12 protein-coding genes are annotated in these 14588 nt (G+C 55.4%); 10 read left to right on the plus strand and 2 right to left on the minus strand.

Translation table 11 applies throughout. The features are described from left to right. Positions 1–34: 34 nt before the first annotated feature. On the minus strand, positions 35–1987 hold the full coding sequence (locus INF58_RS09845) for an alkyl/aryl-sulfatase (RefSeq protein ID WP_193527595.1): 1953 nt from the start codon (positions 1985–1987) through the stop codon (positions 35–37). 336 nt (positions 1988–2323) lie between these two features. Next, positions 2324–3040, minus strand: a complete 717-nt coding sequence (locus INF58_RS09850; RefSeq protein ID WP_063866117.1) for a GntR family transcriptional regulator — start codon at positions 3038–3040, stop codon at positions 2324–2326. Between the two features lie 175 nt (positions 3041–3215). Between INF58_RS09850 and mngA the strand changes: the two genes are divergently transcribed. From mngA to tolA, 10 genes are all read left to right on the plus strand, one after another. Then, complete coding sequence (gene mngA, locus INF58_RS09855) at positions 3216–5132, plus strand: PTS 2-O-a-mannosyl-D-glycerate transporter subunit IIABC (protein WP_193527636.1); 1917 nt, start codon at positions 3216–3218, stop codon at positions 5130–5132. A gap of 23 nt (positions 5133–5155) precedes the next feature. Continuing rightward, positions 5156–7792: a mannosylglycerate hydrolase gene (gene mngB, locus INF58_RS09860; protein ID WP_193527596.1), complete on the plus strand. Its 2637-nt coding sequence runs from the start codon at positions 5156–5158 to the stop codon at positions 7790–7792. Between the two features lie 680 nt (positions 7793–8472). Beyond that, complete coding sequence (cydA, locus tag INF58_RS09865; protein WP_063449338.1) at positions 8473–10041, plus strand: cytochrome ubiquinol oxidase subunit I; 1569 nt, start codon at positions 8473–8475, stop codon at positions 10039–10041. 15 nt (positions 10042–10056) lie between these two features. Then, positions 10057–11196, plus strand: coding sequence for a cytochrome d ubiquinol oxidase subunit II (gene cydB, locus INF58_RS09870; protein WP_063449337.1), 1140 nt, complete (start codon positions 10057–10059; stop codon positions 11194–11196). A 14-nt stretch (positions 11197–11210) separates the two neighbouring features. Then, the gene (gene cydX, locus INF58_RS09875) at positions 11211–11324 is read left to right on the plus strand and encodes a cytochrome bd-I oxidase subunit CydX (protein WP_006177208.1); all 114 of its coding nucleotides are present in this window, start codon (positions 11211–11213) and stop codon (positions 11322–11324) included. Further along, positions 11324–11614, plus strand: a complete 291-nt coding sequence (gene ybgE / locus INF58_RS09880) for a cyd operon protein YbgE (protein ID WP_003858596.1) — start codon at positions 11324–11326, stop codon at positions 11612–11614. The genes cydX and ybgE overlap by 1 nt, the downstream gene beginning before the upstream one ends. 148 nt (positions 11615–11762) lie before the next feature. Continuing rightward, on the plus strand, positions 11763–12167 hold the full coding sequence (gene ybgC / locus INF58_RS09885; protein ID WP_003858593.1) for a tol-pal system-associated acyl-CoA thioesterase: 405 nt from the start codon (positions 11763–11765) through the stop codon (positions 12165–12167). Beyond that, positions 12164–12856 (plus strand): Tol-Pal system protein TolQ, encoded by a 693-nt coding sequence (gene tolQ / locus INF58_RS09890; RefSeq protein ID WP_072201887.1) that lies wholly within the window; start codon positions 12164–12166, stop codon positions 12854–12856. Before ybgC ends, tolQ begins: the two co-directional genes overlap by 4 nt. Positions 12857–12859: 3 nt before the next feature. Then, entirely contained in the window at positions 12860–13288 is a 429-nt protein-coding gene (gene tolR, locus INF58_RS09895; protein ID WP_003858589.1) for a colicin uptake protein TolR, read from the plus strand. 28 nt (positions 13289–13316) lie between these two features. Then, positions 13317–14570 carry a cell envelope integrity protein TolA gene (gene tolA / locus INF58_RS09900; protein WP_063866120.1) on the plus strand — a complete coding sequence of 418 codons (1254 nt, stop codon included), beginning with the start codon at positions 13317–13319 and terminating at the stop codon, positions 14568–14570. Positions 14571–14588 lie beyond the last annotated feature (18 nt).

Below are 14588 nucleotides of genomic sequence, written 5' to 3' on the forward strand. Positions count from 1 at the left end.
CGCCCCCGCCCGCGCGGGCAGGGGCGGGCAAGGGTCAGGGGGTGACGATGTTGAACATCTGCGGGAAGGTATCCAGCAGGTCCAGCAGCTCCTTCAGCTTCTGGGTGCTGCCGTCGACGCTGAGCTCGCCATCAGCGATACTCTTGTCCAGCGGCTGCTGGTGGTTTATCAAATGGGACATCCCGGCCACGCTGGTCTTCACGCTGAAGTCAGGGTCGCTGAAGGGGAGATCCTTGTGGTACATGATGACGCTGTTGTTAAGCGCGATTCCCCACTTGTCGCCGTCAGGCAACGTCCAGTTGAAGCGCAGCTGCTTGCCGTTGGCCTTCGGCCCGTTAAGCGCCACGCCCATATAATCAAGCAGGGCTTCAGGGGCAATGCTGGCGGTTAAATCGCTGTCCATTGTCGACCCGGCCGGGATAACCGGAACGCCGTCGCGCAGCTCTTTCGCGCCGCTCAGGTACTCGTTACGCCAGAGGGCGTTCTCGCTCTGCCAGCCGAGCTGGGAGAAGACGTCCGCCTGTAGCGTCTTAGCCTGCTTGTTCTCCGGGTTGGCGAAGATCAGATGGTTAAGAAGCTGTGCGGCCCAGCGATAGTCTCCGCTGTTCACCGCCTGCTGCGCCTGCTGGTAGACCTGCTTCTCGCCGCCCATCAGGTGAATGTATTTAGGCGCGGCCTCTTTTTCGGGGAGAGGATTCAGGTTAGCGGGGTTACTGTCGTACCAGCCCATGTAATACATGTACATGCCTTTGGCATTGTGGCTGACCGTGCCGTAGTAGCCCTGGTTGGCCCAGTTTTTCGCGAGGCTGTCCGGCAGGCGGATGGTCTCGGCGATTTCATCCATGGTATAGCCCTTGTTGATCAGATTAAGCACCTGATCGTTCAGGTATTTATACATGTCGCGCTGGTCGCCCATGTACTTCCTGATGCGGGCGTTATCCCACATAGGCCAGAGGTGCTGGCTGATGGTGATTTGCGCTTTATCGCCGTAGGTGATGAGCGCTTTGTCCAGCGCTTTCCACCAGTTCACCGCGCTACGCGCCTTGGCGCCCCGCAGGGTATAGAGGTTGTGCATGCTGGGGTTCAGCAGCTCCGTGGTGTCCAGCACGTTGAACTGCGGGAACCACATCATCATCTCGGACGGCGCCTCCGTACCGGGAACCAGCAGGAACTCTATATCAATACCGTCTATGTTCACCCGGTCGCCGGATTTGTTCACGATATACGTCGGAGCGATTAAGCTGTTTTTGCCGGTTGCCAGCGATTTGCCCATGCCGTTATCCACGTGGCCTTCTGGCCCGGGTTTCAGCATCATGCCGTACATATAGAGCGCCCGGCGGCTCATCGCGTTTCCCGCCAGCAGGTTTTCGCTGGTGGCTTCCTCCATGAATCCATCCGGCGCGTAGATTTTCACCTTGCCGCTCTTGACGTCGCTCTCGGAAACGACGCCCTTCACGCCGCCGAAATGATCGACATGGCTATGCGTATATATGACGGCAACAACAGGCTTTTTCGGACGGTGCTGATAATAAAGCTCAAGCGCCGCACGGGCGGTATCGGTCGCCACCAGCGGATCGATAATAATAATGCCGCTGTCGCCTTCAACAATGGTCATGTTGGAAATATCCAGCCCGCGCACCTGATACATTTTATCGGTGACTTTAAATAACCCCGAAATATTGTTGAGCTGGGCGTGGCGCCATAAAGAAGGGTTAACCGTTGCAGGGGCATCCCCCTTGAGGAAAGACCAGCCGTCAATATTCATTACGGTTTTGCCGCCGTCGGTTTTAATTACCGGCGCGGTGAGCGTGGCGATAAATCCGCGTTTCGCGTCAGCGATACCCTGCTGGTCGGTGAAGTCCAGCGTTTTATAGACGGCGGCATTGCGCTCTTTCGTATAGGCAGAAGGGCTGGGGGCGCTGACGTTTGCGCTGGCCTGAAAAGCGAACAGCGTGAAAAGACTAACTGCAATCAGAGTCGGTTTCATATCCTGCATCCTTAGGTGATAAATCTCACGCTAAGAGTGCGGCATAGCAGATTCGGAAAAGACAAATTATATCCGCAGCTACTATAAATCGGCGGAAATAAAAACAAAAGTGACGGTAATTATTGATTATTTGTATGAGACTGGCGAAACAGCCACCACAAGGGATGCGCGCGCTGATGGTGTCGCGCGTCGAAAAATAAATGTGATGCACTGCACAGAATTCTATTCATGAAATAAATAGCCGGAAAATGCATTTTTACAATAAACCACGAAATGCAATGGCAAATAATTAAATGTCAGCGATATCCTAACGCGAAGCTATTAGGACATCGCCTCTTAATGATGGCGCCGGGCAATTAAGGTGAAGCGATAGTCGTCGCTTTTAAAGCTGTTGCGGCTGTACTCAAACAGCGTTCCGTCATTAAGAAAGCCGCGGGAGATTTTTTCAAGAATCGGGCGGGAAGGATCGATTCCCAGTGCCTCGATGGTTTCTGGCGTAGGGTTTACCGCGACGATCTCCTGCTCGCTCCGGTCAATGACCATCTTCTTTATTTGCTCAATGTAGTGATACTTGGAGTTTTCCATCACTTCCCAGGTGAGATCGGGAAAAAGCGCCAGCGGCATCCACGTCTCTTCCAGCGTAACCGGCTTTTGCTTGATAAAGCGGACGCGCTTAACGTGCCAGACCTTATCGCCTTCGGCGAGCGCCATCGTTGCCGCCAGCGCCGCATCGGCTTTAATCACTTCGAACACCCGTACGTCGCTGTGGGTTTCCACGCGTCTGTCCGCCAGCTTTTCGTAAAAGCTGGTGAGCTGGTAGATGTCGTAATTAACCCGTTCCTCTTTAACGTAGGTGCCGCTGCCCTGAACGCTCTCCACGATGCCCTGCTCGGTCAACAGCTTCAGGGCCTGCCGAACGGTTACGCGGCTCACGCCGTAGGTGGCCTGGAGCGCGGATTCGGTCGGCAGCGCGTCCCCGGCGGCCAGCACGCCCTGCTGGATCTGATCCCGCAGGGTATCCGCGATCTGACGATATTTCGGTTTTCCGCTCATGCACGCTCGTTGTCTTGTTCCGTTAATACCATTGATGACGATTATGCCTCGGCGGATGAAATTGTAAATAATACAAATTGAATACAAATGATCGCTAAACATGAAAATGATCACATAATCGTCTTATTCGCTCTGCGATACTCTCGCCAGTCTGTTTACGGGAGTAACAATAATGATGAACCTGACGGCGTTAACGCATCCAGATGCGCTCTGCCTGAACGCGCGCTTCCGCAGTCGCGATGAGGCCATAGACGCGCTGGCCGGCAGGCTGGCCCGGTGTGGCGCAGTCTCCGATCTGGCGCTTTTTTTGCGTGATGTCCACCAGCGTGAGGCCCAGGGGCCGACGGCGCTGGGAGAGGGGCTTGCCGTTCCGCACGGAAAATCCGTGGCCGTGAGCAGGGCTGCGTTTGCCGTGGCGACGCTCGCCGATCCGCTGGAGTGGGAGGGGGTGGATGGCCCCGAACGCGTGGAGCTGATTTTTCTGCTCGCCATCCCGCCAGCCGAAGCGGGATCGACGCACATGCAGCTATTAACCGCGCTCACCACCCGTCTGGCGGACGATGCGCTTCGCGCGCGTGTCATGAGCGCCACCACCGCGGACGCGCTGCTTGCTGCCCTGGACGATGCGCCGCAGCCAGAGGAAAGCGCGCGTTTGGCCGACGCCCCGACGGTTGTGTGCGTAACCGCCTGTCCGGCAGGGATCGCCCATACCTATATGGCCGCAGAATATCTCGAAAAAGCGGGACGTAAGCTCGGCGTCAATGTGGTGGTTGAGAAGCAGGGGGCGAACGGCGTTGAGGGGCGCATTACCGCTCAGCAGCTGCGGGAAGCCAAAGCGTGTATCTTCGCGGCGGAAGTGGCGATCAAAGAGAGCGAACGCTTTCAGGGGATCCCCGCCATTTCCGTAGCCGTGGCTGAACCCTTACGTCATGCGGAAGCGCTCATTAAGCGCGCGCTGGCGCTAGAGCCAGTATCCGATGCGCGCCCTGCGCATGTCGACACAGACACCAAAAAGCGCGTTAAAACCGAACTAAAGCAGGCGCTTCTCAGCGGCATCTCCTTTGCGGTGCCGCTGATTGTCGCTGGCGGCACGGTGCTGGCCGTGTCGGTACTGCTGGCGCAAATCCTGGGCTTGCAGCATCTGTTCGATCAGGAAAACTCGTGGCTGTGGATGTACCGCAAACTGGGCGGCGGGATGCTCGGTATTCTGATGGTTCCTGTCCTCGCGGCCTATACCGCTTACTCGCTGGCGGATAAACCTGCGCTTACGCCAGGTTTTGCTGCGGGTCTGGCCGCCAATATGATTGGTTCTGGTTTTTTGGGGGCCATCGTCGGCGGGCTGATTGCGGGTTACCTGATGCGCTGGGTGAAAAACCACATCCGGCTGAGCAGCCGCTACAACGGCTTTCTGACCTTTTATCTCTATCCGGTGATGGGCGTGCTGGGCGCAGGAAGCCTGATGCTGTTTGTGATTGGCGAACCGGTGGCCTGGATCAATAACGCCCTGACAGCCTGGCTTAACGGGCTGTCCGGCGCGAACGCGCTGCTTCTGGGCACGATTCTGGGCTTTATGTGCTCGTTCGATCTGGGCGGCCCGGTCAACAAAGCCTCTTACGCGTTCTGCCTGGGGGCGATGGCTAACGGCGTCTACGGGCCTTATGCGATCTTTGCCTCCGTCAAAATGGTATCGGCCTTTACCGTGACGGCGTCAACGATGCTGGCCCCGAGCCTGTTTAAACAGTTCGAAATTGAGACCGGCAAATCCACCTGGCTGCTGGGGCTGGCGGGCATCACCGAGGGGGCAATTCCGATGGCTATCGAGGATCCGCTGCGGGTCATCGGCTCATTCGTTCTGGGATCAATGGCGACCGGCGCGATTGTCGGGGCGATGGGCATTGGGCTTTCCACCCCGGGAGCGGGCATTTTCTCGCTCTTCTTACTGCATGATGCCGGGCTGGGTGGCGTGATGGCCGCTGCGGGCTGGTTTGGCGCCGCGCTGGTTGGCGCCGCCATCTCTACGCTCATGTTACTGCTCTGGCGACGTCACGCCGTGAAGCGCGGCACCTACGTGACTGAAGACATTACATCCTAAACACGCACCGACAGGAAACGAAGATGAAAGCTGTATCTCGCGTTCATATCACGCCACATATGCACTGGGACCGTGAGTGGTACTTCACCACCGAAGCGTCACGTATTCTTCTGGTCAATAATATGGAAGAGATCCTCACCCGTCTTGAACAGGATGCAGAGTACAAATACTACGTCCTCGACGGCCAGACGGCGGTGCTGGAAGATTATTTTGCCGTGAAGCCGGAAAGCAGGCCACGCGTGAAAGCGCTGGTGGAGGCCGGGAAGCTGATCGTGGGTCCGTGGTATACCCAGACGGATACCACCCTTGTCTCCGGCGAGTCGATCGTCCGCAATCTGATGTACGGCATGCGCGACTGCATGGCCTTTGGCGAGCCGATGAAAATTGGCTATCTGCCGGACTCCTTCGGCATGTCTTCCCAGCTGCCGCACATTTATAACGGTTTTGGCATCACGCGCACCATGTTCTGGCGCGGGTGCTCCGAGCGGCACGGTACCGATAAAACCGAATTTCTCTGGCAAAGCCTGGACGGCAGCGAAGTGACGGCACAGGTGCTGCCCTTGGGCTACGCGATTGGTAAGTACTTACCGGAGGATGAAGACGGGCTGCGGAAACGGCTCGACGCCTGGTTAGAGGTGCTCGAAAAAGCCTCCGTGACGAAAGAAATTTTGCTGCCTAACGGCCACGACCAGATGCCGCTCCAGCAGAACATTTTTGCGGTGATGGATAAGCTTCGCGAAATCTATCCGCAGCGTCAGTTTGTGATGAGCCGCTTCGAGGAGGTATTTGACCACATCGACGCGCACCGCGATGAACTGGCAACCCTGAAAGGGGAGTTTATTGACGGTAAATACATGCGGGTGCACCGGACCATCGGCTCCACGCGGATGGACATCAAAATCGCCCACGCCCGGATAGAAAACAAGATCGTCAACGTTCTTGAGCCGCTGGCCACGCTTGCCTGGACGCTGGGCTTTGAGTATCACCACGGCCTGCTGGAAAAAATGTGGAAAGAGATCCTCAAGAATCACGCCCACGACAGTATCGGCTGCTGCTGTAGTGACAAGGTGCATCGCGAGGTGATGTCCCGCTTCGAGCTGGCGGAAGACATGGCCGATAACCTGACGTGCTTCTATATGCGCAAGATTGTCGACAACATGCCGCAAAGCGATGAAGACAAACTGGTGATGTTTAACCTGACGCCCTGGCCGCGCGAGGAAGTGATTAACACCACGATACGTCTGCGCGCCAGCCAGTTCCGCCTGCTGGACGATAAGGGGAATGACATTCCTTATTACCTCCGCAGCGCGCGCGAGATCGACCCCGGGCTGATTGACCGGCAGATTGTGCATTACGGCAACTATGAGCCCTTTATGGAGTTTGACATTCAGCTCAACCAGATCCTGCCATCAATGGGTTACCGCACGCTGTTTATCGAGCCGCACGTGGCCGGCAAGCTGCGGGTGCCAGAAAATGCGTCGGCGGCGCTGCTGGAAAATGCGTTCTGGGAAATTACGTTAAATGAAGACGGGTCGCTGCGCCTGCGCGACAAAGAGTCCGGGCTGATTTATGACCGCGCGCTGGAAATAGAAGAGAGCTCGGATGATGGCGATGAGTACGACTACTCGCCCTCTCGGGAAGAGTGGCGGCTCACTTCCGCGCAGGGCGAGCACGACGTTGAGGTGATCCACGAGGCCTGGCAGAGCAGGGCGGTGATCCGCCATCGCATGGCGGTGCCGGCGAATCTTGCCGAACGTTCTGCACGTCAGCAGACGGGGATGCTTGAGGCAGAACTGACGGTCACGCTCGGCCATAACAGCCGGCGTATCGACGTTGAGGCGCGCCTCGGCAATCACGCGGATGACCATCGCGTGCGGGTGCTGATCCCGACGCCGTTCACCACGGAGGCGGTATTAGCCGATACCCAGTTCGGTTCGCTGACGCGCCCCGTACGGGATGAAGCGATGGCGAACTGGCAGGAGGAGGGATGGAAGGAAGCGCCGCTGCCGGTGTGGAACCTGCTCAACTACGCGGTGCTCCAGGAACGGCGTAACGGGATGGCGCTGTTCACCGAAGGGTTGCGCGAATTTGAGGTGACCGGCGAGCGTCAAAAAACATTTGCCCTGACGTTGCTTCGCGGCGTGGGGCTGCTTGGAAAAGAGGATTTACTTTTGCGCCCGGGCAGGCCGTCCGGGATCAAAATGCCGGTGCCGGATTCGCAGGTGCGGGGCCAGCTACGCTGTCGCTTCAGCTTGTTCACGTTTACCGGCACGCCCGTGAGTGCCGGCGTTGCGCAGCAGGCGAAGTCGTGGCTAACGCCGGTGCACTGCTATAACAAAATCCCCTGGGACGCAATGAAGCTTAACCGCACCGCCTTCACCACGCCCGGCAGCTACAGTCTGCTAACGCTTTCGCCAAACGGATGCGTGCTCAGCGCGCTGAAGAAAGCAGAGGATCGTGACGAGATGATAGTGCGTCTCTACAACCCGTCCGAAACGCAATCCTGCGACGTCGCCCTGTCAGTGAACCGCGTGGTGCTGGCCTGTTGCGAAACGAACATGAATGAGATGCCCGATCCGGCAGGGGAGGAGAGTGCGGGCATTTCTGGTCCATTCCGTCCGTGCCAGTCCCGAACCTTTAGCGTCAGGATAGAGAGGTAATACCTGGCTTAACAAAAGGTCGCAGGGGGTGCGGCCTTTTTTTTCATTAAAAAGTCACACAGGGGTGTTAATTTTAATGCCGCTAAAGGTGAATAAAATGTAATCATTTATTCTGAAGGCAAAGTAATAAAAAAATACTGTGAAGCGGATAACAGAATATGTTTCGTCGTCCATAAAATACGATTTTCCTGTCGCGTTAATAAAAATCACAACTGTTTATATTATCTTCTGCCTTTTATAACGCTGCGCGCCTAAAAATATACATGTCATTAACAAGGTCTTTACTATGTATACCACAAAGAAACATCGTTAACAGATGCCGGCGTTTTTGATTTAAATCAATGTTTAATGCTTGGAGAAAGGCTCCAAAAGGCGTTAAATTGTTCCCGATCAAAATGGCCGAAAAGTGGTAATTTTGCTATAAATTGATCGCCGTCGAAAAACGTAAATCTGTTCGAATAAAAACCTGTTTATTGTAAGGGTTTTGCAGCGTATTATATTTACGGGATCAATTTGGTTTTTTCTTAACGTATTTGTAACCTTTCATCGTTGCTTTTTCCCCCTCCGGAGAATAAGCAACGAAGAAGGGACGCAGATAACTTTGTATTGGGGCATGCGTGTGGATCCTTATCTAACGGGGTTCACTCTCGGAGTCTTCATGCGATGAGCAAGGAGTCATAATGTTAGACGTAGTCGAACTGTCGCGCTTACAGTTTGCCTTGACCGCGATGTACCACTTCCTGTTTGTGCCGCTGACGCTGGGTATGGCGTTCCTGCTGGCGATCATGGAAACGGTTTACGTCCTCTCCGGCAAACAGATTTATAAAGATATGACCAAGTTCTGGGGCAAGTTGTTTGGCATCAACTTTGCGCTGGGCGTGGCAACCGGTCTGACCATGGAGTTCCAGTTCGGGACTAACTGGTCTTACTATTCCCACTACGTTGGGGATATTTTTGGTGCGCCGCTGGCCATTGAAGGTCTGATGGCCTTCTTCCTCGAATCCACCTTTGTAGGTCTGTTCTTCTTCGGTTGGGACCGTCTGGGTAAAGTCCAGCATATGGCGGTAACCTGGCTGGTGGCATTAGGCTCCAACCTGTCCGCGCTGTGGATCCTGGTGGCGAACGGCTGGATGCAAAACCCCATCGCGTCTGATTTCAACTTCGAAACCATGCGCATGGAGATGGTCAGCTTCGCTGAACTCGTCCTGAACCCGGTTGCTCAGGTGAAATTCGTCCACACCGTGGCGTCTGGCTACGTCTGCGGCGCGATGTTCGTGCTGGGCATCAGCTCCTACTATATGCTGCGCGGTCGTGACTTCGCGTTTGCGAAACGCTCCTTTGCTATCGCAGCAAGCTTCGGCATGGCGGCGATTCTGTCCGTTATTGTTCTGGGTGATGAATCCGGTTACGAAATGGGCGACGTGCAGAAAACCAAGCTGGCCGCGATTGAAGCGGAATGGGAAACCCAGCCGGCGCCTGCCGCGTTTACCCTGTTCGGCGTGCCTGACCAGGATGCGCAGGAAAACCGCTTCGCCATTCAAATTCCTTACGCTCTGGGTATTATCGCCACGCGCTCCGTCGACAAACAGGTCACTGGCCTGAAAGATCTGATGGTGCAGCATGAAGAGCGTATCCGTAACGGGATGAAAGCCTACTCGCTGCTGGAACAGCTGCGCGCCGGTTCTACCGACCAGGCCGTTCGCGATCGCTTTAACGACGTGAAAAAAGACCTGGGCTACGGCCTGCTGCTGAAACGCTATACCCCGAACGTCTCCGACGCGACGGAAGAGCAGATTCAGATGGCAACCAAAGACTCCATTCCACGCGTTGCGCCGCTGTACTTTGCGTTCCGCATCATGGTCGGTTGCGGCATTATTATGCTGCTGATCATCGCGGCCTCGTTCTGGTCCGTCATTCGTAACCGCATCGGCGAGAAAAAATGGCTGCTGCGCACGGCGCTGTACGGCATTCCACTGCCGTGGATTGCAATCGAGTCCGGCTGGTTTGTCGCGGAGTATGGCCGTCAGCCGTGGGCGATCGGTGAGGTGCTGCCAACCGCGGTAGCGAACTCCTCCCTGACCGCAGGCGACCTGATCTTCTCCATGCTGCTCATTTGCGGTCTGTACACCCTGTTCCTGGTGGCTGAACTGTTCCTGATGTTCAAGTTCGCGCGCCTTGGCCCAAGCAGCCTGAAAACCGGTCGCTACCACTACGAGCAGTCTGCTGTGACGACTCAGCCGGCACGCTAAGACAGGAGTCATCAAATGATCGATTATGAAGTATTGCGTTTTGTCTGGTGGCTGCTGATCGGCGTTCTGCTGATTGGATTTGCGGTCACCGATGGTTTCGACATGGGCGTGGGCATGCTCACCCGTTTCCTCGGTCGTAATGACACCGAACGTCGAATCATGATTAACTCCATCGCCCCGCACTGGGACGGTAACCAGGTGTGGCTGATCACCGCAGGCGGCGCGCTGTTCGCTGCCTGGCCGATGGTCTACGCGGCTGCGTTCTCCGGCTTCTATGTGGCGATGATTCTGGTGCTGGCCTCTTTATTCTTCCGTCCGGTGGGTTTTGACTACCGTTCCAAGATTGAAGACACCCGCTGGCGTAACATGTGGGACTGGGGCATCTTTATTGGTAGCTTCGTTCCACCGCTGGTCATTGGTGTGGCGTTCGGTAACCTGTTGCAGGGCGTACCGTTCCACGTCGACGAATATATGCGTCTGTTCTACACCGGTAACTTCTTCCAGCTGCTGAATCCGTTTGGTCTGCTGGCGGGCGTGGTGAGCGTGGCGATGATTATCACCCAGGGCGCAACCTACCTTCAGATGCGTACCGTGGGTGAACTGCACCTGCGTTCCCGCGCAACCGCTCAGGTTGCAGCGCTGGTGACGCTGGTCTGCTTCGCTCTGGCAGGCGTGTGGGTGGTGTACGGTATTGATGGTTACGTGGTGACCTCCGCGATCAACCATACTGCACCGTCTAACCCGCTGACCAAAGAAGTGGCGCGTCAGGCCGGTGCATGGCTGGTGAACTTCAACACGACCCCTGCGCTGTGGGCTATCCCGGCTCTGGGTGTGCTGCTGCCGCTGCTGACCGTGCTGACGTCTCGTCTGGAGAAAGGCGCTCTGGCGTTCGTGTTCTCCTCCCTGACGCTGGCGTGCATCATCCTGACCGCGGGTATTGCGATGTTCCCATTCGTGATGCCGTCCAGCACCATGATGAATGCTAGCCTGACCATGTGGGATGCAACCTCCAGCCAGCTGACGCTGAACCTGATGACGTATGTTGCTTGCGTATTCGTACCGATTATCCTGCTCTACACCAGCTGGTGTTACTGGAAAATGTTCGGTCGTATTACCAAAGAACATATCGAAAGCAACACCCACTCTATGTACTAAGTAAGGAGCTGAATATGTGGTATTTCGCATGGATTTTAGGGACGCTTCTTGCCTGTGCATTTGGTGTCATCACTGCCCTGGCGCTTGAGCATGTTGAAGCGTCCAAAGCAGGTGAAGAAAAGCACTAATGAACATTATCGCAACGTTATATGCGGTAATGGATAAGCGCCCCCTGAGGGCGCTTTCCCTCATTATGGCATTACTGCTGGCGGGCTGTATTTTCTGGGACCCGTCGCGCTTCGCGGCAAAAACCAGCGAGCTTGAGATCTGGCACGGCTTCCTGATTATGTGGGCGGTGTGTGCAGGGGTCATTCACGGCGTTGGCTTTCGTCCGAAAGCGCTTCACTGGCAGGGCATCTTCTGCCCGCTGATTGCCGATCTGGTACTCCTCGCCGGTTTGATTTTCTTCTTCTTCTGAATAAGAAATGTCCGTTAACGATATGGGCTTACCCGAGCCCATAAAAATTTACTCTCCGTTTACTTTCCCCCATTCCAAACCATCATTCCCGCGCGTATAGTAGCGAAGTTTGAAAGCTCCAACTTTTCTTGTATTACCGGGATGTAAAGTGAATACAACGCTGTTTCGATGGCCGGTACGTGTCTACTACGAAGATACCGATGCCGGTGGTGTGGTCTACCACGCCAGCTACGTTGCTTTTTATGAACGGGCACGCACAGAGATGCTGCGCCATCATCACTTTAGTCAACAGGTGCTGTTGGCTGAGCGAGTTGCCTTTGTGGTACGCAAGATGACGCTTGAGTATTTTGCGCCTGCCAGACTCGACGATATGCTCGAAGTCCAAACAGAAATTACATCAATGCGCGGAACTTCACTGGTTTTCACGCAGCGGATAGTCAATGCAGAGAACACGGTACTGAACTCAGCTGAAGTCCTGATTGTCTGTGTTGATCCAACCATAATGAAGCCTCGTGCGCTTCCTAAGTCTATTGTCGCGGAGTTTAAGCAGTGACTGACATGAATATCCTTGATTTGTTCCTGAAGGCAAGCCTTCTGGTTAAACTTATCATGTTGATTTTGATTGGTTTTTCAATCGCATCCTGGGCCATCATCATCCAGAGAACGCGTATCCTCAATGCCGCTGGCCGCGAAGCCGAAGCGTTTGAAGATAAGTTCTGGTCGGGTATCGAGCTTTCTCGTCTGTACCAGGAAAGCCAGGGACGCCGTGATAGCCTTTCAGGCTCTGAACAAATTTTCTATAGTGGTTTCAAAGAGTTCGCTCGCTTACACCGTGCTAACAGCCATGCGCCGGAAGCCGTAGTAGAAGGTGCGTCCCGTGCGATGCGCATCTCCATGAACCGCGAACTGGAAAATCTTGAAACGCATATTCCGTTCCTTGGCACCGTGGGTTCCATCAGCCCGTATATCGGCCTGTTTGGTACGGTGTGGGGGATCATGCACGCCTTTATCGCGCTGGGCGCGGTGAAGCAGGCGACGTTGCAGATGGTTGCACCGGGTATCGCAGAAGCACTGATCGCGACCGCAATCGGTCTGTTCGCCGCAATTCCGGCGGTGATGGCGTACAACCGTCTGAACCAGCGCGTGAACAAACTGGAACTGAACTACGACAACTTTATGGAAGAGTTCACCGCGATTCTGCATCGTCAGGCGTTTACCAGCACCGAGAGCAACAAGGGGTAAACCATGGCCAGATCGCGTGGACGAGGTCGTCGCGAGCTCAAGTCCGAAATCAATATCGTTCCGTTACTGGACGTGCTGCTGGTGCTGCTGCTGATCTTTATGGCCACAGCGCCCATCATCACCCAGAGCGTGGAAGTTGATCTGCCGGATGCGACAGAATCACAGGCGGTTAGCACCAATGACGATCCTCCGGTCATCATTGAGGTTTCCGGCGTAGGGCAGTACAGCGTGGTGGTGGAGAAAGATCGTATGGATCAGCTCCCGCCAGAGCAGGTTATTGCTGAAGCGCAACGACGCCTGGAGTCAAATCCGAAGACGGTCTTCTTAATCGGTGGTGCGAAAGACGTACCATATGATGAAATTATCAAAGCGCTGAACTTGCTACATAGCGCGGGCGTTAAGTCAGTTGGCTTAATGACTCAGCCTATTTGATCATCTGCGTAGTTTTTGGGAACCGATAGTGTCAAAGGCAACCGAACAGAACGACAAGCTTAAGCGAGCGATAATCGTCTCCGCAGTGCTGCACGTGATTCTTTTTGCAGCGCTGATCTGGAGTTCGTTCGATGAGCACATTGATGCATCGGGCGGTGGTGGAGGCTCATCCATCGACGCCGTCATGGTAGATCCCGGTGCGGTAGTGCAGAACTATAATCGTCAGCAACAGCAGCAGGCGAGCGCAAAGCGCGCGGAAGAACAGCGTGAAAAACAGGCGCAACAGCAGGCGGAAGAGTTGCGTGAAAAGCAGGCCGCTGAGCAGGAACGTCTGAAGCAGCTTGAGAAAGAACGTTTGCAGGCGCAGGAAGCGGCGAAAGAGCAGGCGGAGCAGCAGAAACAGGCTGAAGCCGCAGCGAAGCAAGCCCAGGAACAGCAGAAGCAGGCGGAAGAGGCGGCAGCCAAAGCCGCAGCAGACGCGAAGGCGAAGGCAGATGCTCAGGCTAAGTTAGCCGCAGACGCGGCGAAGAAAGCGGCTGCTGATGCTCAGAAGAAAGCGGAAGCGGAAGCGGCGAAGAAAGCGGCTGCTGACGCGAAGAAGAAAGCGGAAGCGGAAGCGGCGAAAAAAGCGGCTGCCGACGCACAGAAGAAAGCCGAAGCGGAAGCCGCGAAGAAAGCTGCGCAGGAAGCCGAGAAGAAAGCGGCTGCTGATGCTGCGAAAAAAGCGGCCGCCGCCGAGAAAGCTGCGGCAGAAAAAGCCGCCGCTGCGGAAAAAGCTGCCGCTGACAAAAAAGCAGCCGCTGAGAAAGCCGCTGCCGATAAAAAAGCGGCTGCCGAAAAAGCCGCGGCTAAAAAGGCCGCAGCCGCTGAGAAAGCTGCCGCTGCCGCCGGTGTAGACGACCTGCTGGGTGACCTGAGCTCCGGTAAGAATGCACCGAAAACGGGCGGTGGGGCCAAAGGAAATGGACAGCCGTCAAAAGACAGCGGTACCTCCGGAGCCAACGGTGGGGCAACAGGTGCAGATATCAGCGCTTATGCCAAGCAGATCCAGGTTGCGATTCAGAGCCGACTCTTTGATGCAGGCCTGTATCAGGGCAAGCAGTGCGTACTGCACATCAATCTTGCGCCAGACGGCAGGTTGAAAAGCGTGACGTCTGAAGGGGGCGATCCTGCGCTCTGTCAGGCTGCGTTGGCCGCAGCCAGATCGGCGAACATTCCTAAACCGCCTAGCGAGGCTGTTTATGAAAAGATAAAAGATGCCAAACTGGACTTTAAGCTGTAATCAACTCTTCTAACGGAA

This window comes from Enterobacter cloacae complex sp. P24RS (assembly GCF_014982165.1).
GTDB lineage: Bacteria > Pseudomonadota > Gammaproteobacteria > Enterobacterales > Enterobacteriaceae > Enterobacter > Enterobacter quasihormaechei.